The organism is Oxalobacteraceae bacterium OTU3CINTB1 (assembly GCA_024123955.1).
Classification (GTDB): Bacteria; Pseudomonadota; Gammaproteobacteria; order Burkholderiales; family Burkholderiaceae_D; genus Rugamonas.
In genome coordinates this window covers 2978881-3005157 of the sequence record CP099652.1, presented here as the reverse complement: position 1 = coordinate 3005157, position 26277 = coordinate 2978881, and the positions used below count along the sequence as shown (strand labels likewise).

The 26277-nt window shown below is 61.3% G+C and carries 26 protein-coding genes; 16 read left to right on the top strand and 10 right to left on the bottom strand.

Annotated elements, in window-relative coordinates:
• Positions 1–309 precede the first annotated feature (309 nt).
• The gene (locus NHH73_13195; GenBank protein USX29173.1) at positions 310–2406 is read left to right on the top strand and encodes an AAA family ATPase; all 2097 of its coding nucleotides are present in this window, start codon (positions 310–312) and stop codon (positions 2404–2406) included.
• Positions 2407–2629: 223 nt separating this feature from the next.
• Here NHH73_13195 and NHH73_13190 read toward each other — a convergent pair whose 3' ends face one another.
• The 7 genes from NHH73_13190 to ssuE form a co-directional block, all read right to left on the bottom strand.
• Complete coding sequence (locus NHH73_13190; protein USX29172.1) at positions 2630–4405, bottom strand: amidohydrolase; 1776 nt, start codon at positions 4403–4405, stop codon at positions 2630–2632.
• A gap of 89 nt (positions 4406–4494) precedes the next feature.
• The gene (locus NHH73_13185) at positions 4495–5061 is read right to left on the bottom strand and encodes a YceI family protein (GenBank protein ID USX29171.1); all 567 of its coding nucleotides are present in this window, start codon (positions 5059–5061) and stop codon (positions 4495–4497) included.
• Positions 5062–5273: 212 nt separating this feature from the next.
• Positions 5274–6086 (bottom strand): ATP-binding cassette domain-containing protein, encoded by an 813-nt coding sequence (locus NHH73_13180; protein USX29170.1) that lies wholly within the window; start codon positions 6084–6086, stop codon positions 5274–5276.
• An 18-nt stretch (positions 6087–6104) separates the two neighbouring features.
• Positions 6105–6941 (bottom strand): aliphatic sulfonate ABC transporter permease SsuC, encoded by an 837-nt coding sequence (gene ssuC, locus NHH73_13175; GenBank protein ID USX29169.1) that lies wholly within the window; start codon positions 6939–6941, stop codon positions 6105–6107.
• A gap of 1 nt (position 6942) precedes the next feature.
• Positions 6943–8085: an FMNH2-dependent alkanesulfonate monooxygenase gene (gene ssuD / locus NHH73_13170; GenBank protein USX29623.1), complete on the bottom strand. Its 1143-nt coding sequence runs from the start codon at positions 8083–8085 to the stop codon at positions 6943–6945.
• A gap of 15 nt (positions 8086–8100) precedes the next feature.
• The gene (locus NHH73_13165; GenBank protein ID USX29168.1) at positions 8101–9093 is read right to left on the bottom strand and encodes a sulfonate ABC transporter substrate-binding protein; all 993 of its coding nucleotides are present in this window, start codon (positions 9091–9093) and stop codon (positions 8101–8103) included.
• A gap of 20 nt (positions 9094–9113) precedes the next feature.
• Positions 9114–9701 carry an NADPH-dependent FMN reductase gene (gene ssuE, locus NHH73_13160; protein USX29167.1) on the bottom strand — a complete coding sequence of 196 codons (588 nt, stop codon included), beginning with the start codon at positions 9699–9701 and terminating at the stop codon, positions 9114–9116.
• A gap of 262 nt (positions 9702–9963) precedes the next feature.
• Here ssuE and NHH73_13155 point away from each other — a divergent pair, with 262 nt between their 5' ends.
• Genes NHH73_13155 through NHH73_13135 form a run of 5 tightly spaced genes read left to right on the top strand, consistent with a single transcriptional unit; the run spans position 9964 to position 14935 of the window.
• On the top strand, positions 9964–11172 hold the full coding sequence (locus NHH73_13155; protein USX29166.1) for an acyl-CoA dehydrogenase family protein: 1209 nt from the start codon (positions 9964–9966) through the stop codon (positions 11170–11172).
• Positions 11172–12002: an ATP-binding cassette domain-containing protein gene (locus tag NHH73_13150; GenBank protein USX29165.1), complete on the top strand. Its 831-nt coding sequence runs from the start codon at positions 11172–11174 to the stop codon at positions 12000–12002. Before NHH73_13155 ends, NHH73_13150 begins: the two co-directional genes overlap by 1 nt.
• Complete coding sequence (locus NHH73_13145) at positions 11995–12687, top strand: ABC transporter permease (protein ID USX29164.1); 693 nt, start codon at positions 11995–11997, stop codon at positions 12685–12687. The genes NHH73_13150 and NHH73_13145 overlap by 8 nt, the downstream gene beginning before the upstream one ends.
• A gap of 11 nt (positions 12688–12698) precedes the next feature.
• Positions 12699–13547, top strand: coding sequence for a MetQ/NlpA family ABC transporter substrate-binding protein (locus NHH73_13140; GenBank protein ID USX29163.1), 849 nt, complete (start codon positions 12699–12701; stop codon positions 13545–13547).
• On the top strand, positions 13547–14935 hold the full coding sequence (locus tag NHH73_13135; GenBank protein ID USX29162.1) for an LLM class flavin-dependent oxidoreductase: 1389 nt from the start codon (positions 13547–13549) through the stop codon (positions 14933–14935). The genes NHH73_13140 and NHH73_13135 overlap by 1 nt, the downstream gene beginning before the upstream one ends.
• Here NHH73_13135 and NHH73_13130 read toward each other — a convergent pair.
• Positions 14932–15855, bottom strand: a complete 924-nt coding sequence (locus NHH73_13130) for a serine acetyltransferase (GenBank protein ID USX29161.1) — start codon at positions 15853–15855, stop codon at positions 14932–14934. The genes NHH73_13135 and NHH73_13130 overlap by 4 nt on opposite strands.
• 167 nt (positions 15856–16022) lie before the next feature.
• On the opposite strand from NHH73_13130, the gene NHH73_13125 reads away from it, so the two are divergent.
• Positions 16023–17204, top strand: a complete 1182-nt coding sequence (locus NHH73_13125) for a multidrug effflux MFS transporter (GenBank protein ID USX29160.1) — start codon at positions 16023–16025, stop codon at positions 17202–17204.
• A gap of 137 nt (positions 17205–17341) precedes the next feature.
• On the opposite strand, the gene NHH73_13120 is transcribed toward NHH73_13125, so the two are convergent.
• Positions 17342–17593 (bottom strand): hypothetical protein, encoded by a 252-nt coding sequence (locus NHH73_13120; GenBank protein ID USX29159.1) that lies wholly within the window; start codon positions 17591–17593, stop codon positions 17342–17344.
• Positions 17594–17710: 117 nt separating this feature from the next.
• On the opposite strand from NHH73_13120, the gene NHH73_13115 reads away from it, so the two are divergent.
• Complete coding sequence (locus tag NHH73_13115; GenBank protein ID USX29158.1) at positions 17711–18172, top strand: Rrf2 family transcriptional regulator; 462 nt, start codon at positions 17711–17713, stop codon at positions 18170–18172.
• 16 nt (positions 18173–18188) lie between these two features.
• Here the strand turns inward: NHH73_13115 and NHH73_13110 are convergent, their stop codons facing one another.
• The gene (locus NHH73_13110) at positions 18189–18851 is read right to left on the bottom strand and encodes a GntR family transcriptional regulator (GenBank protein ID USX29157.1); all 663 of its coding nucleotides are present in this window, start codon (positions 18849–18851) and stop codon (positions 18189–18191) included.
• A 158-nt stretch (positions 18852–19009) separates the two neighbouring features.
• Between NHH73_13110 and dctP the strand changes: the two genes are divergently transcribed.
• From dctP to mdcG, 8 genes are all read left to right on the top strand, one after another.
• Positions 19010–20026, top strand: a complete 1017-nt coding sequence (gene dctP, locus NHH73_13105) for a TRAP transporter substrate-binding protein DctP (protein ID USX29156.1) — start codon at positions 19010–19012, stop codon at positions 20024–20026.
• Positions 20023–20592 carry a TRAP transporter small permease gene (locus tag NHH73_13100; protein USX29155.1) on the top strand — a complete coding sequence of 190 codons (570 nt, stop codon included), beginning with the start codon at positions 20023–20025 and terminating at the stop codon, positions 20590–20592. The genes dctP and NHH73_13100 overlap by 4 nt, the downstream gene beginning before the upstream one ends.
• Positions 20589–21938, top strand: coding sequence for a TRAP transporter large permease (locus NHH73_13095; protein ID USX29154.1), 1350 nt, complete (start codon positions 20589–20591; stop codon positions 21936–21938). The genes NHH73_13100 and NHH73_13095 overlap by 4 nt, the downstream gene beginning before the upstream one ends.
• Positions 21939–23600 (top strand): malonate decarboxylase subunit alpha, encoded by a 1662-nt coding sequence (gene mdcA / locus NHH73_13090; GenBank protein ID USX29153.1) that lies wholly within the window; start codon positions 21939–21941, stop codon positions 23598–23600. It begins immediately after the preceding gene.
• A gap of 10 nt (positions 23601–23610) precedes the next feature.
• Complete coding sequence (gene mdcC / locus NHH73_13085) at positions 23611–23925, top strand: malonate decarboxylase acyl carrier protein (protein ID USX29152.1); 315 nt, start codon at positions 23611–23613, stop codon at positions 23923–23925.
• A complete protein-coding gene (locus NHH73_13080; GenBank protein ID USX29151.1) occupies positions 23922–24854 on the top strand; it encodes a biotin-independent malonate decarboxylase subunit beta in 933 nt (310 codons plus the stop codon). The genes mdcC and NHH73_13080 overlap by 4 nt, the downstream gene beginning before the upstream one ends.
• A gap of 1 nt (position 24855) precedes the next feature.
• Entirely contained in the window at positions 24856–25572 is a 717-nt protein-coding gene (gene mdcE / locus NHH73_13075) for a biotin-independent malonate decarboxylase subunit gamma (protein ID USX29150.1), read from the top strand.
• Between the two features lie 64 nt (positions 25573–25636).
• The gene (mdcG, locus tag NHH73_13070; protein USX29149.1) at positions 25637–26275 is read left to right on the top strand and encodes a malonate decarboxylase holo-[acyl-carrier-protein] synthase; all 639 of its coding nucleotides are present in this window, start codon (positions 25637–25639) and stop codon (positions 26273–26275) included.
• Positions 26276–26277: the final 2 nt, after the last annotated feature.

Genomic DNA, 26277 nt, shown 5'->3' with positions numbered 1-26277 from the left:
CGAACGACGAGCGAATTTATTTCCGCGAAATTCGATATCTATGAGCGTGCGTGATCTTTTGGTACATGGTCAAATTTCCAGTCATCGAAATCAATAACCGCCAATCGTTCATCCCGACGAGCCCGTCATGGCTGATCGACTCTGATGTAGCGATCAAAAAAGGCTATCTGCGGAACACGAAGAATTATTGAGATATTTAAAACTCTTGTTGTCGAAATTGAACCGCTTATGAGACCGCAAAGCGGCAATAGCCGCAAATGTAGAAGCGGGAAAATTAAATCACACGGAAAATACAATAGGATTGCTCGAATGAAAATTGACAATATAACCATTAAAAATTTCCGAGGTATAACTAATGTTGAAGCCAGAGACTTGGGGGATACAATAATTATCGCTGGACAAAATGGATCTGGAAAATCCTGCATATTCGATGCGATAAGGCTCTTAAAAAGTGTGTACGGAGGATACCAACAAAATGAATTTCAGCAATTTTTTGGAGAGTTTGCTATTCAGCTTCATGGCGGCTCAGCAAATCTGAAGGGCCTTTTTAATAAATCCGAAAATCCTGTCTTGATAGAATGCACTTTCCGTTTGCGAAACGCCGAACGCGCATACATTAATTCAAATGGTGCCGAACTCCTAGAAACTACACTTTGGCAAACTTTGCTACCCGAGGCGTTTCAATTTGGTGGTTATAGGAAGGCCTTATTTGCTACCCAGTTTAGAGAACGTCAGCCGGAGGTCACCGCGCGAGTAAACGCTGAGTTGCCGATATTAATGGCAGAGCTTGCTCTTCCCCAGATTGTCGGAAAAATGGAAATCCGTCCCGAAGGAGTTATTACAATTGCTTCTTCGCATTTGCTATCTGTTATCTTTTCAAATTATCGGCCCCGCCATATTGGCGTGATAGATTTTCATGGTGCTCAACGCCACTATAATCGTGAAAATGTACAAGGTATAAATTTGAATCTAGATCAGGCTAATCAACAACAAAGTCAACATACATTGTACAATTACAATAATAAATACAATAACGTTAAAAGCGAAATGGCAGGAAGTTATATAAAAGAGCTGCTTGCCGAAAAATCTGACCCAAATAGAACTCCAGACGAGATCTCACTGAATAACACGCTTAAAGAGCTTTTTGAATCATTTTTCCCTGATAAGAAATTTCTGGGACCCCAACCTACCCCTGATGGTAGTTTGGCATTTCCTGTGCGGACATCGTCGGGCGCGATGCATGATCTCGACGAACTCAGTTCAGGTGAAAAGGAAATTCTTTATGGCTATCTACGTATCCGAAGTTCAGCACCTCACGACTCAATAGTCCTTTTAGATGAACCTGAATTGCATTTAAATCCACGGCTAATCAAAGGTCTACCAGAATTTTATCGAAAAAATTTGGGTGAAGCACTCGAAAATCAACTTTGGCTCGTTACGCACTCCGATGCTCTTATTAGAGAGGCTGTTGGCAAGCCTGGTTTTAACGTGTTTCATATGCTGCCTTGTGGAACAGAGCCTGATGGTTCATCGCAACTTCGCCCCTTGGTTGTGACTGCGGATTTGGAGATGGCGACCGCAGATCTTGTAGGCGACTTGGCCACATATAGACCTGGTGGAAAAGGTTTGATTTTTGAAGGTGGAGGGGACTCGGATTTTGATAAAACTTTTTCGTACTCCCTTTTTCCATCTGAATTAAAAGGAATCAACCTAATATCTGGATCTAATAAAATTAGAGTTAAGTTACTACATGAAATACTCGATAGAGCATATAAGAATGGAGACCTGCCGACGAAATTTTATGCAGTGACCGATAGTGATTCGGAGGAATCTATTGAAGATGGCGAAGGCGTGAACAGATTTGTTTGGGATGTTTATCATATAGAAAACTATCTACTTGATACACAGATTATCGCAGAAGTTCTGAATTCGTTACAACTTACAGCAAAATACGACGCTGGAATGATCGAAACGAAATTAAGTGAGGCTGCCAGAAAAGTGGTCCCCGGCATGCTTGTTAATAAGATGCGCTCCTATGTAAACTCGGCAATAGTTAGGTCGATAAGGCTTGGCTTTGATCCCAATACTTTAACAATTGGTACAGATCTTCATAACGCTGCATCTAGTTCTGCAAGCAACATTTCAAGACTAATGGCTGGCGTTTTATCTGAGGACGAACTGCATAGTCGTGAGTTGGAATTTCGGACTACTTTTGAGCAAAGTTTTGCAGATGGCTCATGGAAGAAGAAACTTCCAGGTCGAGATATATTAAAGCAGTTTATCTCCGGTGAAGGTGGAATCGTAGGGTACGAGTTATTCAGAAATCTAATCGTTGGCCAAATGACTCAACAAGGAATAAAACCCTTAGGAATGAAGAATGTATTTGAGAAAATCTTATCCGATTAAAGCCAAAGAATTTATTTGGCCGACTGCTATTGGGCATAGTGACTACCTGCATCTCGTATGTTCTATGAAATTATGAGGTATGTCTTCGGATAAGCTGCTGAACCCAGCTTCCTCTTGGGGGCGGAGATGGCCGGTCGTGGATAGCTGCGCCAGCTCAAGTCTGAACCAACACAGCTGATCCGCCCCACGTATCTCGATACGTGGCACCAAGTTAGACTACCGGTTATTTATTCTGGTACCCGCCGTAATACTTGACGGGGCTCCATTCCGGCTGCACCTCGGGGACCGCCGGCGCCAATTGCTTGTACTCCGGCGCCGCGTACACCACCTTGCCGTTGACAATGGTCAGGCTGCTTTCCAGATTTTTGATCTTCTCGACATCCATCGAGAAATAATCCTGCGGCAAGATCACCACGTCCGCATACTGACCCTTGGCCAGCGTACCCTTGAGTTTCTCTTCTCCACTCATCCAGGCACTGCCCTGCGTCATCAGCTTCAGCGCCTGATAGCGGCTCAGCACATCGCCAGGCTGCCATAAACTCAGGCCGCCGGCGGTCTTGCCCGTCACCGCCCAGTAGATCGACGGCCACGGCCCATAACTGCTGACGCGCGTGCCGTCCGTCCCCAAGCCGACCGGAATCTTCATCTCCAGCATCTTCTTGATCGGTGGCATCTGGCGGGTTTGCGCGCCGTACTGCTTCCAATACAGCTCGCCCTGGAAGTGCATGCGGTTCTGCACGGCGATACCGCCGCCCAGCGCCTTTACGCGCGCCAGTTGCTTGTCGCTGATGGTTTCGGCATGGTCGAAGAACCAGCGCAGGCCGTTCAGCGGCGTATCTTTATTGACCTTTTCGATCACGGCCAGGTCCCGGTCTATGCTCTCGTCATAAGTCGCGTGGATGCGGAACGGCCAGCGGTTCTTGATCAGCAGGCGCAGCACCGGCTCCAGTTCGCTTTCCATCTCCGCCGGCATATTGGGACGCGGCTCGAGGAAATTCTCGAAGTCGGCCGCGCTCCACACCAGGTTCTCGCCACCACCCTCGGTGTTGTAGCCGTTGGCGTAGAACAGGTGGTCATTCTTGTCCGGCTTGGTCTGCGTCAGCCAGCGCTGGTAGTCCTCCAGCTCCTTGCCCGGCTTCTGCGCGAACAGATAATACGACGTGCGCACCGTCAACTTGCCGTTCTTGGCCAGCTCCAGGCTGACCGCGTAATCGTCCGGATAGGCCTGCCCACCGCCACCCGCGTCGATGGCGCTGGTGATGCCGAGGCGGTTCAGTTCGTTGTAGTACTGCTGCGTGGAATTGATCTGCTGCTCGCGCGGCAGCACGTTGGTCTTGGCCAAGGTGGTGTACAGAATCATCGCGTTCGGCTTGGCGATCAGCAGGCCGGTCGGCTTGCCGTCAGGGCCCAGCTCGACCACGCCGTCCTTGTACTTGGTGTCGGCGTTGTAGCCAAGCGTGGCGATGCCCTTCTGGTTGAGGAAGCCCAGGCCGTACAGGTACAGCAGGAACACAGGCTTGTCCGGGACCGCTTCATTGATCTCCGCCAGGGTCGGCAGACGCTTCTCCTCGAACTGGAATTCGTTCCAGCCGCCCACGACCTTGATCCAGGCGCCGTCCGGCGTGCGCGCGGCCTGCTCCTTGAGCATTTGCAGCGCCTTCTTCAGCGACGTCACGCCGTCCCAGCGCAGCTCGGCGTTGTAGTTCAAGCCCTCGCGGATGATGTGCAGGTGGGAATCGTTAAGGCCGGGAATGACGGTCTTGCCGCCGGCGTCGATCAACTGGGTGTTGGCCGATTTGAGTTTGAGGATGCTGGCATTGCTGCCGACGGCCTCGATCTTGCCGTCCTTGATGGCGAGCGCCTGGGCGAACGCGCCCTCTTTCGTCATCGTGGCGATCTTGCCGTTGGTGATGATCAGATCCGTGGCCGCCTGCGCCAAAGTGGACAGGCCGGCGGCGTGGATCAGGGTGACTGCAAAAGCGAGCTGCTTCAATTTCATCGTACTACTCCTAAAATAAAGGGCCGGCGCGGCATGTGTACCGCGCCGGCCCGCATCAAAGGCCAACGAATCGAGCGAGCCCGGTTCGCTTAGTCTTTGAGTGCTTCGACCGCGAAGGTCAGGGTTACGTCGTCGCCGACGTTCGGTGCGTATTTGCCTGCGTTAAATTCGGTACGCTTGATGGTGGCGGTGGCGTTGGCGCCGCATGCCAGTTTCTTCATCATCGGGTGATCCATGCACTTGAAGCCGGTCACGGTCAGGGTCACCGGCTTGGTGACGCCCTTGACGGTCAGGTTGCCTTCGATGGTCGACGGGGTGTCGCCCTTGAAGTTGACCTTGGTCGACTTGTAGGTGATGGTCGGGAACTTGGCGGTGTCGAGGAAATCCTCGCCCTGGATGTGCTGGTCGAACAGTTTCGAGCCGGTATCGACCGATTTGGTGTCGATGGTCGCTTCGACCGAACCGGTCTTGGCGGCGCGGTCGATCGTGATCTTGGCGCTGGTGTTGTTGAAGCGGCTCGTCTGCAGCGAGTAGCCGAAGTGGCTGTACGAGAAGCTCGAGAACGTGTGGTTGGCATCGGACGAGAACGTCTCCGGTGCGGCAAAGGCAGACATCGAGATACCAGCGGCGACCAGCAGGGCAAAGATTTTTTTCATTGTAGAACTCCAGAATGTTGACATACGGATGAGAACGCGACGGGGTTGGTTTTGCCAGCCCGCAAATGTTCTCGAGTGCGAACGATTATGCTCGCGACATCTAAAGTTGTAAAACGAAAAATTTACCGCGTTACTATCGATAAAATCGATCATAGCGGAGTTTGGCGGGGGGCGAATCCGCCAAAAGGCGGATGAGGTGACGGAACTTCAGATCAGGCTGCGACTGAATCCGCTGCCGGATGATGCAGGATACTACTTAACAGCCGCTGCTCAAGCGCTGCGAAGGCAGCGTTGCCCCGGGCCCGTGGGCGCGGCAAATCCACCTTCAAATCCAGCGTGATGCGCCCGTCCTCGATCAGCACCACGCGATCGGCCAGGGCCAGCGCCTCCTGCACGTCGTGCGTGACCAGCACCGCCGTGAACCCGCGCTGCAACCATAACGCCTCGATCAACTGCTGCATCTCGATGCGCGTCAACGCGTCCAGCGCGCCAAGCGGCTCGTCGAGCAGCAGCAACTGCGGCTCGTGCAGCAAAGCCCGCGCCAGCGCGACGCGCTGCCGCTGACCGCCCGACAGCTCCGCGGGCCAATCGTCGGCGCGTTCGGCCAGCCCCACCGTCGACAAGGTCGCCGCCGCCGCGTTCAAGGATCGCGGCAACCCGAGCGCCACATTCTCCAGCACCGTCTTCCAGGGCAGCAGGCGCGCCTCCTGGAACATGATGCGGATGCTGGCCCCGATGGCGCCCTTGCCGATCGCGATGCTGCCTTCGTCGGCCGTTTCCAGTCCCGCGATCGCGCGCAGTAAGGTACTTTTACCGCATCCGCTGCGTCCCACCACCGCGACAAACTCACCGGGGTGCAGCTCCAGCCGCACATCCTTCAACACTTTACGCTCGCCGAAGGATTTGCTCAAGCCTTCCAGCGCCAGGGACACGCCCTGACGCTTGGCCGGCGCCGGCGACGGCGTGCTTTGCTTGCTCGCCTTGGTGAAACCAGGGGCATCGAATAACGCGGTCGAAAGGTTCATATCATGTACTCCATCAAATCAACGGTAGGCCGGATTCCAGCGCAGGAAGCGCTTTTCCAGGCCGCGCGACAGCAGGTCGGCCGCCTTGCCCAATAACGCATATAGCAGTATCCCGACCAGCACCACGTCCGTTTGCAGGAACTCGCGGGCGTTCATCGTCATGTAGCCGATGCCTGCTTGCGCCGAAATCGTCTCCGCCACAATCAACAGCACCCAGACGAGGCCCAGCGAAAAACGCACGCCCACCAGGATCGACGGCAGCGCGGCCGGCAGGATCACGTCGCGGTACAGCGGCCAGCCGGACAGGCCGTAGCTGCGCGCCATCTCGATCAACCCCTGGTCGGCCGAGCGGATGCCGTGGAAGGTGTTCAGATACACCGGGAAGAACACGCCCACCGCCAGCAGGAACAGCTTGGCCGTTTCGTCGATGCCGAACCACAGGATCACCAGCGGTATCAGCGCCAGCGCGGGGATGTTGCGCACCATTTGCAGTGTGGTGTCGAGCAGCGTTTCAGCGCGGCGGAAGCTGCCCGTCAACAGGCCAAGCGCCAGACCCAGTCCGGCGCCGATGGCGAAGCCGCTGATGGCGCGCCACAGGCTGGTGCGAAGGTGCACCCACAACTCGCCCGACACCGCCAGCGTCCAGAAAGCCTTGGCGACCGCCCACGGCTCCGGCAAAATGCGGCTCGAGAGCCAGCCCAGTTGCGACGCCGCCTGCCAGCCGGCGATCAGCAGCACGGGCAAGATCCACGGCGCGAACGCGCTGCTCTGCGTCCGGCCGCCGGCGCTGCCGCTACTTTTTCGTGCGGGCTTGCGGGTGCTCTTGACCAGGGGTTGGGGTAAGACGGCCGCCATCTCAGGCTGCCTTCTTCGGCACGATATCGCTGGCCATCACTTCGCCGAAAGGCCCGCTCAGGGACTGCTCGCCCACCGCTTTGCCTTTGCCCAGCAACGGGAACACCAGCTCGGCGAAGCGGTACGACTCCTCCAGATGCGGATAGCCGGAGAAGATGAAGGTGTCGATCCCCAGGTCGGCGTATTCCTGGATGCGCGCGACCACCGTCTCCGGATCGCCGACCAGCGCGGTGCCGGCGCCGCCACGCACCAGGCCCACGCCGGCCCACAGGTTGGGCGAAACTTCGAGCTTGTCGCGGCGGCCGCCGTGCAAGGCCGCCATGCGCTGCTGTCCCACCGAATCCATTTTTCCGAACGCGGCCTGCGCCTTGGCGATGATGTCGTCGTCCAGATGGCTGATCAATTCATCGGCGGCGCGCCAGGCGGCTTCGTTTGTCTCGCGGACGATCACGTGCAGGCGGATGCCGAATTTCACAGTGCGGCCATGCTTGGCGGCGCGCGCGCGGATGTCGGCGATCTTCTCGGCGACAGCTGCCGGCGGCTCGCCCCACGTCAGGTAGACGTCCATCTGTTCGGCCGCCAGTTCATGCGCCGGCTCGGAGGAGCCGCCGAAGTACAGCGGCGGATAAGGTTTTTGCACCGCCGGGTACAGCGTCTTGGCGCCCTTGACCTTGATATGCTTGCCCTCGAAATCGTAGCCGGCGTCGCCGCCCTCGCCCGCCAGCGACGCGCGCCACACACGGATGAATTCATCGGAAATTTCGTAGCGCTTGGCATGGTCGGCGTACAGGCCGTCCGCCTCCAACTCACCCTGGTCGCCGCCGGTGACGACGTTGATCAGCAGCCTGCCATTCGACAAACGGTCGAACGTCGCGGCCATGCGCACGGCCAGGCCCGGCGTGGTCAGGCCGGGGCGGATGGCGACCAGGAACTTGAGCTTTTGCGTGACGCTGATCAGCGACGAGGCGACCACCCATGCGTCCTCGCAGGAGCGGCCGGTCGGCAGCAGCACGCCGTCGTAGCCCAGCGTGTCGGCGGCGACCGCGCACTGTTTCAGATAGTCGGCATCGACCGGGCGCGCGCCCTTCGAGGTGCCAAGATAGCGGCTGTCGCCGTGGGTCGGGATAAACCAAAAGATATTCAATGACATGATGTTCCTTTATTGCGCCGCCAGCTGTTTGGCCGGCAGTTGTGCGTCCTTGACCACGATCGGTTTCGGGATCAACTTGAGATTGGAGAAGGCGTCGGCCAGCTTTTGCTGCTGTTGCAGCACGTCGGCGGTGATCGGCTTGACGCCATAGGCATAGCGGGAGGCGGCCAGCGCCACCACGTCCGTATCGAGCCCGGTTTGCGCGGACAGGATGGTGGCGACTTCCTTCGGATTCTTGGCGCCCCACTCGTCGACCTTGGCGATTTCCTCGAGCACGATGCGGACCACTTCCTGGTTCTTCTCCGCATACGGACGCGCGGCCAGATAGAACTGGTGGTTGGCGACCAGGCCTTTGCCATCGGCCAGCACGCGCGCGCCCAACTGCTTCTCGGCGGCGGCCAGGAACGGGTCCCAGATCGCCCAGGCATCGACACTGCCGCGCTCAAAGGCGGCGCGCGCGTCGGCCGGCGGCAGGAAGACGATATCGATTTCCTTGTAGCCGATGCCCGCCTTCTCCAGCGCCTTGACCAGCAGATAGTGCACGTTGGAGCCCTTGTTCAGCGCGACCTTCTTGCCTTTCAACTCGGCCAGGCTGCGGATCTTCGAATCCTTGGGCACCACGATCGCCTCGCTGGCCGGCGACGGCGGCTCGTTGCCGACATAGACCAGGTTCGCGCCCGCAGCCTGCGCGAAGATCGGTGGCGCCTCGCCGACCGTGCCGAAATCGACGCTGCCGACATTCAGGCCCTCCAGCAGCTGCGGCCCGGCCGGGAATTCGGTCCATTTGACGGTGATGTTTTTGGTCGCCAGACGCTGTTCCAGGGTGCCGCGCCCTTTCAGCAAGGTCAGGGTGCCGTATTTCTGATAGCCGATGCGGAGCGTCTGCGCCTCCGGCTTGGCCTGCGCGGCGGCGATGGTGGGTGCTCCAGCAGCCAGCACGGCGGCGGCGAACAGCAGACCCAATGTGTAGCGGCGTGCTGCGCGTTTTTGTTCGATGCTCATGAATTCTTCCTTGAAGTGACTTAGCTCGCCAGGCGCACTGGTTCTGCCTGGACCACATAGCTGTCGCCTATACGGCCACTGAGGGCATTCAGGCCGGCTGCCAATGCTTCGACGCCGGCCTGCACGCGCCAGGAAATCGCCTGATCCAGCGCCAGGCCGGAGCCTTCGACCCATACCAGCTGCTGGGAGGTGGCGTAGACGCTGGTCAGGACATGGCGCGCATCCAGCGCGTGCAGCACCGGCCGCAGCGCGTAGTCCAGCGCCAGCATGTGCGACTGGCTGCCGCCCGTGGCCAGCGGCAGCACCAGTTTGCCGGCCAGGCCGTCCTGCGGCAGCAAATCGAGGAAGGCTTTCAGAATGCCGGTGAATGACGCTTTATAGACCGGCGTGGCGATGACCACGGCGTCGGCGGCGGCCACCGCTGCCAGCGCGCGCTTAATCGCCAGGTCCGACGTATCGGCATGCAGCAGCGCCTGCGGCGGCAGATCGCGCACCTGCAGCTTGCTGTATCGATGGCCGTGCAGGGCCAACTGTTCGCCGACATGATCCAGCAAACGGCCGGTGCTCGATGTCGCCGCAGGACTGCCGCCTAGAAGAAGAATGCTCATGCTCTGGTCCCCATTGATGTTGTGGCGACCAGAATAAATCCGCACCTTTGAAATCAAAACGAATAGTTTTACGCTTTGATATTCGGATTACGTTCCATGAATTTTCCAACTAAGGTAAATTGAATTTCTTCTACCTCGCCAGGACCTCGCCGGACGCGACGCGTCAACAATTTTCCGCATAAGGAAAGCCGGATTTCTTCGTGTACGGCTTAAGGGCTCGGGTGCAATACTGACGGCACCGATACCTTTAAACGGACATACCATGTCTAAAGCTTTACTTAAACCGGCGGCGCATCCGGCACAGGACGCGGCACCGGACCCGCTGGGCGTCGCCACCGATCTGGCCAAACGCCTGGCGGAAACGGCCAATGCCCGCGACCAGGCCGGCGGCCATGCGGCGCAGGAGCGCGAATGGATACGCGAATCCGGCCTGCTCACGCTGTCGATCCCCACCGCTTTCGGCGGCCAGGGCGCGGACTGGCCGACGGTCTACCAGGTGATACGCATCGTCGCCCGTGCCGACAGCGCGCTGGCGCACATCCTCGGCTTCCACTATCTACAACTGGCGGGCGTCGATCTATACGGCACGCCCCAGCAGCAGCGCCGCTTCCTCACCCAAACCGTGGAGCAGAATCTGTTCTGGGGCAACGCGCTCAATCCGCTGGACCGCCGCACCACGGTCGTGGAAGCCGACTATGGCTTCGTGCTCGATGGCGTGAAGAGCTTTTCGTCCGGCTCCGTGGGCTCCGACTGGCTCACCATCTCGGCCTGGCACGCGGAAACGGAAACCGCCTTGATCGGCGTGCTGCCGACGCGCCAGGAAGGCGTATCCGTTCAAGCCGACTGGGACGCCTTCGGCCAGCGCCAGACCGACAGCGGCAACGTCCACTTCAACCAGGTCGCGCTGCCGTCGACGCAAGTGCTGCAGGCGCCGGGCCACACGCCGACCGCGCGGGCAACGTTGCGTTCGCAGATCGCGCAGCTGATCATGGCCAATCTCTATCTGGGCATCGGCGAAGGCGCCTTCGAGGCGGCACGGGCCTACACCTTGAGCGAGGCGCGGCCATGGTTCGCCTCCGGTGCGGCATCGGCCGCCGCCGATCCGCTGATACAACACCGTTTCGGCCAGTTGTGGCTCAAGCTACGGCCCGCCGCAGTGCTGGCCGACCATGCGGCGCAAGAGCTGGACCGGTTGTTCCGGCTCGGGAGCGCGGTCACCGCCCGCCAACGCGGCGAACTGGCCGTCGCAGTGGCCGAGGCCAAGGTGCTGGCCCACACCGCCGGCATCGATGTCAGCAACCAGATGTTCGAATTGACAGGCGCGCGCTCGACCTCGGCCCGCTACGGTTACGACAGGTTCTGGCGCAACGTGCGTGTACACACCTTGCACGACCCGGTCGATTACAAGATCCGCGATCTCGGACGCTACGCGCTCGATGGTACCGTGCCCGAACCTACGGCTTATTCCTGATGACGACTCCCTTGATTAATATTACCCACGCGGACAAAACCTTTGCGCTGCCCGGCGGCGGCGCGTTCCACGCTGTGCGCGACGTCTCGCTATCGATAGCCCAAGGCGATATTTTTGGCTTGATCGGCAAGAGCGGCGCCGGTAAATCCACGCTGCTACGCCTTATCAACCTGCTCGAACGCCCGGACCAAGGCCTGATCCAGGTCGATGGCCGCGAGCTGACGTCGCTGAACAAGCGCGATCTGCGCGACGCCCGCCGCAATATCGGCATGATCTTCCAGCAGTTTAATCTGCTCCAAAACGCCAGCGTGTTCGATAACGTCGCCTTCCCCTTGCGCATCCACGGCGGGCTGACGGCCGACCGCATTACGGAACGCGTCAACCAATGCCTGGAACTGGTCGAATTGGGCGGCAAGTCGGCCAGCTATCCGGCGCAGCTTTCCGGCGGCCAGAAACAGCGCGTCGCCATCGCCCGCGCGCTGGCCAGCGGACCGGCAGTGCTGCTGTGCGACGAGCCGACTTCCGCGCTGGACGCCGAAACCACGCGCGCCCTGCTCGCCACGCTGCGCGACATCAACCACCGGCTTGGCGTCACCATCGTGATCGTCAGCCATGAGCTGTCGGTGATCGGCGAGATCTGCAACCGTGTCGCCGTCATCGAGGACGGCGCCATCGCCGAACAATTCGCGCTGGGCGATGCTGCCAGCCTGACGGTCCCGCGCAAAACGGCGCTGGGGCGCGAGCTGGCGCAGCATGGCGCGGCCATCCTGGGCATCGCCGATGCGGCCTCGCGCTTCTCCGCAGCCAGCCGGGAGAGCGCCCATGTTTGAGTCGATCAGCTCCCTGAGCGTCTCGGCGGTCAACATCATCGCCATGCTGCCCGAAATGTGGACCGCCCTGGGCCAGACCCTGACGATGCTGGGCATCGGCCTGACGGCGGCGGTGCTGATCGGCGGCCCGCTCGGCATCCTGCTGTTCCTGGTCGCCGACGGCCAATCGCTGCAAAACCGTCCGGCCGCGCTGGTGCTGGGCTGGTTCGTCAATACGGTGCGTTCCTTCCCGTTCATCATCCTGCTGGTGGCGCTGGTGCCGTTCACCCGCATCATCGCGGGCACCTCGATCGGACCGCTGGCGGCGGCCGTGCCGCTGTCGTTCGCCGCGATCCCCTACTTCGCCCGCATGGTGGAGCAAAACCTGCGCGATGTGCCGCGCGGCGTCGTCGAGGCGGCGCACGCGATGGGCGCGTCGGAACTGCAAATCGTGCTGCGGGTGCTGCTGGTCGAAGCGCGCTCCGGACTCGTTCTGGCATTGACCGTACTGTCGATCAGCTTCCTGTCCTATTCCGCCGTGGCCGGCGTGGTGGGCGGCGGCGGGATCGGCGACCTGGCGATCCGCTACGGCTACTACCGCTTCGAGACCGACATCATGGTCGCCACCGTCGCCATCCTGATCGTCATGGTGCAACTGATCCAGTTCACCGGCAACCGCATCGCCAAACGTATCGATAAACGCTAGAGGAAAACAATATGAAAACCCCGAATCGCCGCCGACTGCTGCTGGCAGCCCTGCTCGTCGCCGCCGGCGCCAACACCATCGCCAACGCCAAGGACCCCAAGGAACTGGTCATCGGCACCAGCGCCGGCCCGTACGCGGACCAGGTCAAGCTGGGCATCAAGCCTATCCTGGAAAAACAGGGCTACAAGGTCAAGCTGGTGGAGTTCAACGACTACATCCAGCCCAACTTCGCGCTGGCGGAGGGTTCGCTGGACGCCAACATCTTCCAGCATATTATCTACCTGACCAAATTCTCGACGGAGCACAAGCTGCAACTGAGCGAATTGGTGAAAGTGCCTACCGCCCCTATCGCCATCTACAGCAAAAAGCACAAGACGCTCAACGATGTGAAGGAAGGCACCACCGTAGCGCTGCCCAACGACCCGACCAACCAGGCGCGCGCGCTGGTGCTGCTCGATCAACTGGGCTGGATCAAGCTGCGCGACAAATACGATCCGGTGCGGGCGTCGGAAAAGGACATCGCCTCCAACATCAAGAAAATCAAATTGATACCGCTGGAAGCGGCGCAGTTGCCACGCTCGCTGCAAGACACGGACTACTCTTTCGTCAACGGCAATTACGCGCTGGCGTCGGGCCTGAAACTGAAGGATGCGCTGACGACCGAGAAGATCTCGCCCAACTACGCCAATCTGGTGGCGGTGCGCACGGCCGACAAGGATAAGCAGTTCGCCAAGGACATCGCGGCCGCCTACCGCTCGCGCGAGTTCCTGGAGGTGACCAAGAAGCACTTCGCCGATTACGCCAAGACCGACTATCAACTGGCACTGGAAGCCGGCGGCAAGCCCGCCGCCGGAAAATAATGGGCAAGCAAATACGCTTTAACGCCTTCCAGATGCATACGGTGAGCCACCAGTCGCCCGGGCTGTGGACGCACCCGCGCGATAACGGCCACCGCTACACCGATCCTGACCACTGGACCGAGCTGGCGCGGTTGCTTGAGGCGGGCCGCTTCGATGCAGTCTTCCTGGCAGATGTACTGGGCGCCTACGATGTGTATCAAGGCGGTGCCGACGCGGCGCTGCGCCACGGCGTGCAAGCCCCGCTGAACGACCCGCTGGCGCTGGTGCCGCTGATGGCGCAGGCGACCACGCACCTGGGCTTCGGTGTGACGTGCGCGCTGACGTATGAGCATCCCTACACCTTCGCGCGCCGCATCTCCACGCTCGATCACCTGACGCGCGGCCGTATCGGCTGGAATATCGTGACCGGCTACCTGGATAGCGCGGCGCGCAACCTGGGACTGAACCAGCAACTGGGCCACGACGAGCGCTACGACCTGGCGGACGAGTATATGGATGTCGTCTACAAATTGTGGGAAAAGAGCTGGGAAGACGACGCCGTCGTCAACGACAAGCAGCGCGGCGTGTACGCGGAGCCGTCGCGTGTGCACCCGATCAATCACGTTGGGCGACACTACAAGGTGCCCGGATTCCATCTGTGCGAGCCGTCGCCGCAGCGCACGCCGTTGCTGTACCAGGCCGGCACCTCGCCGCGCGGCACGGCGTTCGCGGCAAAGCACGCGGAGTGCACCTTCGTCAGTGGTCCCAGCAAGCAGGTGGTGAAAAAATATGCCGACGATCTGCGGGCTGCCGTGCGGGCAGCGGGACGCGATGGCGATGAACTGAAGATCTACGCGCAGGCGTTGATCGTCACGGCGCCGACCGAAGCGCAGGCGCGGGCCAGGCACGAGGAGTATCGCCGGCATATCGATATCGAGGCGGCTCTGGCGCTGCTGTCCGGCTGGACCGGCGTGGACTTCAGCCGTTTTGCACTGGACGCGACGATCGAATATATCGACTCGGATGCAGGACGTTCGGCGCTGGCGTCATTCAGCCAGGCCGACCCGGACCGCAAGTGGACGGTGCGCGAAGCGGCGGAGTTCATCGGCCTTGGCGGACGCGGACCGGTGCTGGTGGGCGATCCGGCGCAGGTGGCCGATCAACTGGAGGCATGGCAGGACGAAACGGGAATCGATGGCTTCAATCTGGCGTTCGCGGTGGCCCATGAAAGCATGCGCGACGTAGTGGAGCTGATCGTGCCTGAATTGCAGCGGCGCGGGCGCTATCGCAAGGAATACACACAAGGCACCCTGCGCGAACAGGTGTTCGGACAGGGGCCGCGGCTGGCGGCGGAACACGCCGGCCGGCAAGTGCGCATCGATACGGAGCCGCTGAAATCCGCCGCCTAATCGTTGCGCATCTGCGCCTGCGAGACATTGCTGCCCGCCGGGACGCTCTGCGTGAGCCACACATTGCCGCCGATGGTGGAACCGGCGCCGATGGTTATACGGCCCAGAATCGTCGCGCCGGCGTAGATGACGACATCGTCCTCCACCACCGGATGGCGCGGCACGCCTTTGATCAGCATTCCCTTGTCGTCGGCCGGGAAGCGCTTCGCGCCCAAGGTCACGTGCTGGTACAGGCGCACGCGCTGGCCGATGATGGCCGTCTCGCCGATCACCACGCCGGTGCCATGGTCGATGAAGAAGCTGCCGCCGATCTGCGCGCCGGGGTGGATGTCGATCCCGGTCAGCGAATGGCCGATGTCGGAGATCAAACGCGCCAGGAACGGAGAACCGAGACGATGCAGGCTATGCGCCAGACGGTAATACAGGATCGCGATCGTGCCCGGATAGCACAGCATGATCTCCGCCACCGATGTCGCCGCCGGATCGCCGGAAAATGCCGCCTGCACGTCGGAGACCACCAGCGCGCGGATGGCCGGCAGGCCGGCCGCGAACTCGCGCGTGATGGCGTGCGCGCAGCGGGTCAGCTTTTCCTCGTCGACCACCGCCTCCTCGCACGAAAACTGCAAGCCACGCCGAACCTGCTCGGTGAGGCGGTTCAACGTGGTGTTGAGGGTATCGCCGACAAAATAGTCGATGCTTTCGTCGGTCAGGTTGGGCCGGCCGTAATGGGTGGGGAACAAAACCGCCGACAGGCCGTTGACGATGATCGTCAATGCCTCCCGGGACGGCAGCTCCCTGACCTTGCCGTGATGGCGGATGTTGTGCGTCGCCTCGCGCGAGACGCGCAGCTGCTCGACGACGCTGTCCAAATTCCAGTGCGACGGCTTCACGCCGGTTCCGTCAAATGTATCGATGGTCATGATGTCTCAAATATAGAAATAAAAACGCGGGCGCAAAACGCGAGCGAAATCACCCACTGTGCAGCTTAGCCGCCGCGCCTTTAAATAAGAACGAAGCTTTTTATCCTTCCATATGCGGTAATCGCATATCGCGTAAAATGCCGGGTCTAACGAACAATACGCCTTTCATGAATATTTTGCTGACATTGCTGCTGGCGGGGCTGACCATGGTCGGACCGCTCGCCATCGACACCTATCTGCCCTCGTTCCCGGCCATCGCCCAGACCTTCGATGCCAGTCCTCTGATCATCCAGCAGACCTTGAGCATGTTCCTGTTCTGCTTCGCCTTCATGATGCTGTTTTACGGAACCCTGTCGGACTCCTTCGGCCGCCGTCCGGTGATCCTGGTTTCGCTGGTGCTGTATATCGCGGCATCGATCGGCGCGGCGATGGCGCCGTCGATCGGCGTCCTGCTGGCCTGCCGCGTGGTGCAGGGCCTGGCCGCCGGCGCCGGCTCGGTGGTGGGCCGCGCCATCGTCATGGATCGGTTCTCCGGCGCCGAGGCGCAGAAGATCCTGGCCCATATCATGATGGTGTTCGGTCTGGCACCGGCCATCGCGCCGGTGCTCGGCGGATGGTTGCAGGTCGGTTTCGGCTGGCGCTCGGTGTTCTGGTTCCTGGCCGCCTTCGGCCTTCTGATGTTCATCTCCGTGCAGCGCGCGCTGCCGGAAAGCCTGGCTGTCAAGGACCGCCATCCCTTCCACCTTGGACCGATCGCCAAAAACTACTGGAAGGTGCTGTGCCACCACCACTTCCTGTTGCTGTCGATCGCGGTCGGCATGTGCTTCGCCGGCGTGGCGCTGTATATCGGCTCGGCCGCCTACTTTGTCATGAACATTCTGCATCTGCCGGAGACGGCGTTCGCGTGGATGTTCGTGCCGCTGATCGGCGGCATGGTGGTGGGATCGGCGCTGTCGGGCAAATTCGCGCATAAATTCGCGCGCAAGACGCAGGCGTGGGTGGGCTTTGCCGTCATGATCGCGGCGGGCGTGATCAATGTCGCCTACAACTACAATTATGTGGCGGCGGTGCCCTGGGCTGTGATGCCGCTTTTTATCTACTCGTTCGGACTGGCGCTGGCCATGACGCCGCTGTCGATGATCGCGCTGGACTATTTCCCGAACAACAGCGGGCTGGCCTCGTCGATGCAGTCGTTCATCCAGATGCTGCTGTTCGCGCTGGTATCAGGCTTGGTCGCGCCGTTATTGTTCGACAGCGCGTTGAAGCTGGCGTGGGGCGTGCTGGCGAGCCTGGTGCTGAGCGTGATTGCATGGTTGCTGGCACAAACCGGCAAGCCGGTAACGCATTGAGTTACTTGGAAACACGTAGGGCGGATTAGCGAAGCGTAATCCGCCATGCCTGCGCCGTCAGCGGCTCGTAGATGGCGGATTACGGCGTTCCGCCTAATCCGCCCTACGTGTCGCCGTGGCATGCAAGGTTTGCCTAATTAAGGCCATGGCGCGGGATTCAAATTCTCGTACTGGGCGCCGCCCTGTTCCGGTTCGCGGTCCGCCGGCAAGCCAGCAGGGGCCTGGGCCGGATTGCGCAAGCCCAGTATCTCCTTGCGCGACTCCACAAAATCGGCGCTGGACAGCGGATTGTCCTTGTCCGGCCAGTTCTCTTCCGCCCACTTCTGTAATTCTTCAAACCGCTGCCAAAGGTCGTTGACGAACTGGCGTCGCGTGTCTTCGTTAACCATGATTTCTCCTTGATTTTAACTAAGTGTAAGGTCCCTGCAAGCTAGCGTCGGTACGCCCACGCACGAATATACATCCGCGGTTAGAATAGCGCCTTAAACTGTCTTAAGTACTCATCAATGCGACTGACCTCTTTTACCGACTATTCGCTGCGAACGCTGCTCTTCCTCAGCGCGAACCGGGATCGCCTGGTCACCATCCAGGATATCGCCGACCTGCACGTGATCTCGAAAAACCACTTGATGAAAGTGGTCTACCAGCTGGGCCAATCGGGGCTGGTGGAGACGGTGCGCGGCCGCAATGGGGGCCTGCGGCTTGGCAAGGAGCCGAAGGACATCAACATCGGCGCGCTGGTGCGGGCCACGGAGACGGATTTTTTCATGGCCGAGTGCTTCGATCGCGCCAACGATACCTGCCCGCTGACGCCGGACTGCCGCCTCAAACACACGCTCAACGACGCCACCAAGGCCTTCCTCGACGTGTTGGACCGACAGACCCTCGCCGACATGCTGCCGGCCGATCCGGCCAGCTCCAACATCAAACCGGTGCGCATCATGCGCGGCGCCGCCGACCAGGATTAACACCGGCGCGGCGCAATCAGGCCGCGTACTGCGTCAACTGCGGCAGGGACGCCATCAGGTCGGAAAACCGCTGCCCCTGTATCATCACGTGATCGCGCAGCAGCCGCGCCGCCAAGTCGCCGTCGCCCGATACGATCGCCTGCACCACCCCGTCATGCTCGCGGTAGGAATTCGACAGCCGGTCGCGCACGCGCAGCTGCAGGCGGCGATACGGCCGCAGGCGCCGATAGAGATTGCGCGTCTGCTCGATCAAAAACTGGTTATGGCTGCCGGCGTAGATCGCCTCGTGGAACACTTCGTTCTTGTAGTAGTAATCGTCCGGCTCGTGCGCCTCCATGGCCGCCTGACAGGCCTCGTGCGCCGCCAGCAAAGCCTTCTGCTCCTCCGCCGTCATGCGCCGCGCCGCCAGCCGGCCGCAGGTCGCCTCCAGTTCCGACATCACCTCGAACATCTCCACCAGCTGCTGCGGCCCCAATTCGGCCACGATGGCGCCGCGCCGTGGGCGGATCACCACCAGTCCCATTGACGCCAGCTGTATCAGCGTTTCGCGGATCGGCGTGCGCGAGACGCCGAAGCGCGTCGCCAGTTCCGTTTCGTCCAGATGCTGGCCGGGCTTGAACACCCCGACCGCGATCATTTCTTCTATTTGTTCGCGCAGGGTTGCGGAGTGGGTAGTCATGGTTTGCGATGCCTTCCGTAATACAGGCTTCATTATAAGTGCCAAATTGACCTTGACAATGTATCCAAGGTGGACGATCTTGTATACACAAAAAAGAATATTGCATAAGCTATGCAATAAATATAATATTTCTAAACATCAATTTCTTGGAGGAATGTATGACCACTTTTACCCGCAGGTCCGTACTCGCCGCACTGGCCACCAGCCCGTTACTGTTTCAACCCGCCTGGGCGCAGACCAAGACCCTCAAAATCTCCCACCAGTTCCCCGGCGGGACGATCAACGAAGGCGACTTCCGCGACCGCATGACCCGCATGTTCGCGGCCGAAGTGGAAAAACGCTCCAAGGGCGGCCTGAAATTCGAGATCTATCCGGGTTCCTCGCTGATGAAGACCAACGCGCAGTTCTCGGCCATGCGCAAGGGCGCGCTCGATCTGTCGCTGGTGCCGCTGTCGTACGCGGGCGGCGAAGTCCCGGAGGTGAACATCGGCCTGATGCCAGGGCTGGTGACGTCGTACGAACAGGCGTACGGCTGGAAGAACGCTGAAGTGGGCAAGGAACTGAGTCGCATCCTCTACGACAAAGGCATCGTGCTGGTAAGCTGGATCTGGCAGGCCGGCGGCGTCGCCTCGCGCACCAAGCCGGTGGTCGATCCGGACGACGCCAAGGGCATGAAGATCCGTGGCGGCTCGCGCGAGATGGACCTGATCCTCAAGGCCGCCGGCGCCGCCGTGGTGTCGCTGCCGTCCAACGAAATCTACGCCGCCATGCAGACCGGCGCCATGGAAGCGGCGCTGACCTCCTCCACCTCGCTGATCTCCTTCCGGCTCGAGGAAGTGTCGAAGGCGCTGACCACGGGCCGCAACGGCGCCTACTGGTTCATGTTCGAGCCGCTGATGATGTCGCGCGCGATCTTCGACAAGCTGCCGAAGGACCAGCAGCAGTTGATCCTGACCGTCGGCGCCGAGCTGGAAGCGTTCGCCCTGAAATCGGCCAAGGCCGACGATGTGCAGGTGGCCGCCGTGTACCAGAAGGTCGGCGCCAAGGTGGTCGACCTGAATCCGGCCGTGGTGAAAAAATGGCAGGCCATCGCCCGCACCACCGCCTGGAAGGACTACGGCGAGAAGAACGATAACTGCGCCAAACTGCTGAAACTGGCAGAGCAAACGCTATGAGCCACGGCGTCGAGATAGAGCCGGGGCGCGGCCCCGCGCCCCCCGACAACGCCGTCGTGGCGGCGGCAACCGCGCTGCTCGACCGTCTGAACCGCGCGTTGCTGCTCGTGTCGATGATCGCGCTGGTGCTCACCGCCCTCGTGCTGACCTATTCGGTGGTGTCGCGTTACTTCTTCAACGCGCCCACCGACTGGCAGGACGAGGCGTCGGTGTTCATGCTGGTCGGCGTGACGTTCTTCTGCACGGCCTTCGTGCAGTCGCATCGCGGCCATATCGGCATCGAGGCGGTGGCCTCGCTGCTGCCGCGCGGCGTCAACGCGGCGCGCCTGCTGTTCGTCGACATCATGTCGGCGCTGTTCTGCGCCTTCTTCTCATGGAAATCATGGGCGCTGTTCCACGAAGCCTGGGTCGATGGCCAGACCACGTCGTCGACCTTCGCGCCGCCGCTGTGGATACCGTACTCCATGATGGCGGCCGGCATGACGCTGCTGACACTCCAGATCGTGCTGCAAACGCTGGCGAGAATGACCAACAAATCCAAACCAACGCTGGAGCGTGTGGCATGAGCGAACTGACTCTGGGCGCGCTGTATGGCGCAGTCACCCTGGTGGTGATGTTCTCCGGGATGCCGATCGCCTTCGCGCTTGGCGTGGTGGCGACGGGCTTCATGTACTTCTTCATGCCGTCCTCCTCGCTCGACACGATCACGCAGAACGTCTACGAGGAGATGGCATCGATTACCTTGCTGTCGATCCCCCTGTTCATCCTGAAGGGCGCGGCCATCGGCAAGTCACCGGCCGGCAAGGACCTGTACTCCGCCATCCACACCTGGATGCACAAGGTTCCCGGCGGCCTGGGTATCGCCAACGTCTTTGCCTGCGCGCTGTTCGCCGCCATGGCCGGCTCCTCGCCCGCCACCTGCTCGGCCATCGGCTCGGCAGGGATTCCGGAAATGCGCAAGCGCGGCTACTCGCCCGGTTTCGCGGCCGGCATCATCGCCGCCGGCGGCACGCTGGGCATCCTGCTGCCGCCGTCGATCACGATGATCCTGTACGCGGTCGCCGCCGAGCAGTCGCTGGGCCGCCTGTTCCTGGCCGGTATCGGCCCCGGCGTCCTGCTGGTCGCGCTGTTCGCCGGCTACGCCGTCTACCGCGCGCAGAAGGAATACAAAATGGCGCTGGCCATCTACCAGAACGGCGGCGAAAAGTCGCCCTACCTGGAGGACGAGCATTTCACCTTCAAGCAAAAAGTGGAAATGCTGCCGCGCGTGCTGCCGTTCATCGTGCTGCTGATCGGCGTCATGGTCGCGCTTTACGGCGGCTTCGCCACCCCGTCGGAGACGGCGGGCCTGGGCGCGCTGCTGGCGATGGTGCTGCTGGCCGTGATCTACGGCGTATGGAAGCCGAAGGACCTGTCGCCCATCCTCAGTTCATCGATCAAGGAATCGACGATGCTGTTGCTGATCATCGGGATGTCGCTGCTGTATTCCTACGTGATGAGCTATCTGCACATCAGCCAGTCGGCCGCCAACTGGGTGGTCAGCCTGCACCTGTCGAAATGGCTGCTGTTGACGGTGATTTTGCTGATGGTGGTCGTCTTCGGCTTCTTCCTGCCGCCGGTTTCGATTATCCTGATGACCGCGCCGATCATCCTTCCGCCGTTGAAGGACGCCGGTTTCGACCTGATCTGGTTTGGCGTGGTGATGACCGTGGTGATGGAAATGGGCTTGATCCATCCGCCGGTGGGGCTCAATATATTCGTTATCAAGAACATCGCGCCAGACATACCGCTCAAGGATGTGATCTGGGGCGTGTTCCCCTTCCTGGTGCTGATGTTCGTGGCGGTGATTTTGTTATGCCTGTTCCCGTCCATCGCCACAGGCCTGCCTGACATGATTATGGGAGCAAAGTAAATGACAGTCGCCGCATGGAACACCTTGCAGCTTAACCGCGCCGCACGACTCAAGCGCGCCGGCACGGAGTTGGGCACCGACCTGACGGGCAAAAGCCTGCCGGCCGCGCGCATCGCCGATCTGCTGCACGCGGTGATCGAATGCGGCGACCGCGTTTGCCTTGAAGGGAATAACCAGAAACAGGCCGACTTCCTCGGCCACGCGCTCGCGCATCTGAATCCGGAACGTGTCAACGACCTGCACATGCTGCAGTCGGTGCTGGCGCTGCCGGAGCATCTGGATGTGTTCGAGCGCGGCGTCGCCTCCAAGCTGGACTTTTCGTTCTCCGGCCCGCAGGCGGCGCGCGTGGCGCGACTGGCGTCGGCCGGAAAGCTGAATATCGGCGCGATCCACACTTATCTGGAGCTGTTCAGCCGTTACTTCATCGACCTGCCGCCGCGCGTCTGCCTGATCGCGGCGGAGGCGGCCGACCGCCACGGCAACCTGTACACCGGCCCGAACACCGAGGATACGCCGGCCATCGTCGAGGCGACCGCCTTCAAGCAGGGCATCGTCATCGTGCAGGTCAACCGCATCGTCGACAGCGTGCCGCGCGTCGACGTGCCGGGCGACTGGGTCGATTTCGTCGTGCAGTCACCGCGCCCCTACTATATCGAACCGCTGTTCACGCGCGATCCGGCGCAGATCTCCGAGATCCAGGTGCTGATGGCGATGATGGCCATCAAAGGCATCTACGCCGAATACGGCGTGCAGCGTCTGAACCACGGCATCGGCTTCGACACCGCCGCCATCGAACTGCTGCTGCCGACGTACGCCGAGTCGCTCGGCCTGCGCGGCAAGATCGGCAAGCACTGGGCGCTGAATCCGCACCCGGCGCTGATTCCGGCGATCGAGGCGGGCTTCGTGCAATCGGTGTATTCCTTCGGTTCGGAGCTGGGCATGGAGGACTACATCCACGCCCGGCCGGACGTCTTCGCCATCGGCCCCGACGGCACCATGCGCAGCAACCGCGCCATGTGCCAGGCCGCCGGCCACTACGCCTGCGACATGTTCATCGGCTCCACCCTGCAGATCGATTTGCAGGGCAACTCGTCGACGGCGACGGCGGGCCGCATCTCCGGCTTCGGCGGCGCCTCCAACATGGGCGCGGACGCGCGCGGACGCCGTCACGCCAGTCCGGCATGGCTGAAGGCGGGCCAGCAGGCCCGCGAAGGCCGCAACACCATCCCGCGCGGCCAGAAACTGGTGGTACAGATGGTGGAAACCTTCCGCGAACATATGCAGCCGGCCTTTGTCGAAAAGCTCGACGCCTGGGAATTGATGGAACAGGCCAAAATGGCGATTCCACCGGTGATGATCTACGGCGACGACGTCACCCACATCCTGACCGAGGAAGGCATCGCCAACCTGCTGCTGTGCCGCACCGACGAGGAACGCGAGCAGGCGATACGCGGCGTAGCGGGCTACACGCCGGTCGGACTGGGGCGCGACGCGAAGATGGTGGAAAACCTGCGCGATCGTGGAATCATCCAGCGTGCGGAGGACCTTGGCGTCGACAAGCGCCTGGCCACGCGCGACCTGCTGGCCGCGCGCAATATGAAAGACCTGGTGCGCGCATCGGGTGGCTTGTATCAGCCGCCCAAGCGTTTCCGCAACTGGTAAAGGAATAATTATGGAAACCCTGAACTACCGATTCGAGCAAGGAACCCGCCGCCTCAAGACCGATCCGCAAGTGGTCGGCGTGGTCGGTTCCGGCAATCTGGAAGTGCTGATCGAGCCGGCGGCGCTCGATGGCGCCTGCACCATCGAAATCACCACGGCGGCGGTGGGCTTCGGCCCGATCTGGCAAGCCGTGATGAACGACTTCCACGCGCGCTGGCTACTGGCCGACACCCGCATCTCGATCAACGACATGGGCGCGACGCCGGCCGTGGTCAGTCTGCGGCTCGACCAGGCCGTGCAGACCATGCTGGGAGAAGGATCGTGATCACCGCCGTGAACCCCGCCGCCGATCCAATCCGCGCCGTCAGTTATCAGGAAGCGACCGCGCGCGAGCGCCTGCAGTCGCTGTTCGATCCAGGCAGTTTCAAGGAATTCCTGCCGCCGTCCAAACGCGTCATCAGCCCGCACCTGGGCCAGCTCAACGCGCCGGTGGCGTTCGACGATGGCGTGGCCGTCGGCCGCGCGCTGCTGGGCGGGGTGCCGGTCTACACCGCCGCGCAGGAAGGTGGTTTCATGGGCGGCGCCGTGGGCGAGGTCCACGGCGCAAAGCTGGTCGGCCTACTGCGCCGCGCCGTCGCCGACAAGGTCGCGGCGGTGGTGCTGCTGGTGGAATCGGGCGGCGTACGGCTGCACGAGGCCAACGCCGGCTTGATCGCGGTGTCGGAAGTGATGCGCGCCCTGCTTGACGCGCGCGCCGCCGGCGTTCCGGTGATCGTGCTGGTGGGCGGCTCCAACGGCGCCTTCGGCGGCATGGGCATCGTCTCGCGCTGCGCCAACGTGGTGGTGATGTCGGAGGAAGGCCGGCTGGCGATGTCCGGTCCGGAAGTGATCGAAACCGCCAACGGCGTCGAGGAATTCGATTCGCGCGACCGCGCGCTGGTCTGGCGCAGCACCGGCGGCAAGCACCGCTACCTGATGGGCGATTGCCAGCGCATCGTCGCCGACGACATCGCGGCCTTCCGCGCGGCCGCGCAGGAGGCGGTGGCGCAGTATGCCAGCGATCCGGCCGAGTTGTCGCTGGAGGCGCTGGAGGCCGAGCAGGAAATGCTCGGCGAGCGCATCGCCCGCTTCGGCGCCCTGCCCGATCCGGTCGACATCTGGAGCGCGATGCAGATACCCGACGCGGCCAACGTGCCGATGCTGGAAGTGGACAGTTTTATCGCGGTGGCGGCAGCGCGCCGCATGGGAGCCTGACATGGATTGGAAAAAACTGGCGGATGCGCTGTTCCCGCAAGGTCACTCGATCATCGAAAAGGACGATTTCCTGTCCGGCAGCGGACAGGTGGATGGTCACACGGTGGCGGTGATCGGCACCACCGGCCACACGCCCATCGGCGTGGAGATCGCGCTGGCGCAGGCGCGCGGAATACTGCACACGGTGCGTGAATTCCCCGGCAAGCCGATACTGATGCTGATCGATACGCAAGGCCAGCGTTTGCGTCATCGCGACGAGATGTTGGGCATCAACAGCTATATGGCCCACCTTGGGAAATGCGTGGACCTGGCGCGGCGCAAGGGCCACAAGATCATCGGCCTGGTGTACGACCAGGCCTTGTCGGGTGGCTTCATCACCAGCGGTCTGATGGCCGACGCCTGCTACGCGCTGCCCGACGCCACCATCCGCGTCATGGGGTTGCCGGCGATGGCCCGTATCACCAAGGTGCCCGAGGAACGTTTGACGGAACTCGCGCAAAGTAACCCCGTGTTCGCGCCCGGCCCGGAGAATTATCTGCGCATGGGCGGCCTGCAGGCGATCTGGGAGGGCGACCTGGCGGCGCGACTGAAAGCGGCGCTGGCCGAACCCACCGCCGGCGACCGGCGCAGCGCACTTGGCCTCGAACGCGGCGGACGGCGCCTGGCGCAGCCGGTGATCGAAGCGGTCATGACGGACGGCGATGTACTCACCGCCTGAAAAAGCTGGCAAAACCGCTGGCAAGCCCGGGGCCGCGACAACCGTCCCGGTGCTGGAACGGCATATGCTCGTCTGGCTCGACGACGCCGGCTGGATAGCCGCGCAGCGCACCGAGGAGCCGCAACACAAGGCCGCCTTCAGGCTGTGGCAAATCCAGTCATGGCCGGTGGTCGTGCGGCGCGCCGATGCGGATGCGGCGCCGGATGAAATCTGCCTTGGACTGCCGTTGCCGCCGGATGAAGACAGCGGACATAAGGTGCGCATCTCGCTGCGGGCGCATGCGGCCCATATCAAAAAGTCGGCGCCCGCGATGTCGCTGGCATCCGTATTGCGCTCGTCGCCCAGCACCTGGCGCGCGCAAGTGGCGGCGCTCCAGCGCGACGCGGCGGGAATGCATCTGCGGGCCTACGGTTCGCTGGCGATGGAGGCGATCACCGAACTTCCGTATGTGTCGGAGACTTCGGATGTCGACATCCTGTTTCACCCGACGAGCCGGCGGCAACTGGAGGACGGCGTCGCCATGCTGTCCCGTCATGCCGCGCTGCTGCCGCTCGACGGCGAGATCGTCTTCCCGGGCGGTGCGGCCGTATCGTGGAAGGAGTGGCGGATGGCGATCGCCAATCCGGCCAAGGTGATCGTCAAGGAGCTGGGCGTGGTGCGACTGGCGGATACGGCGTCGCTGCTGGCGCTATTGGAGCCGTAACG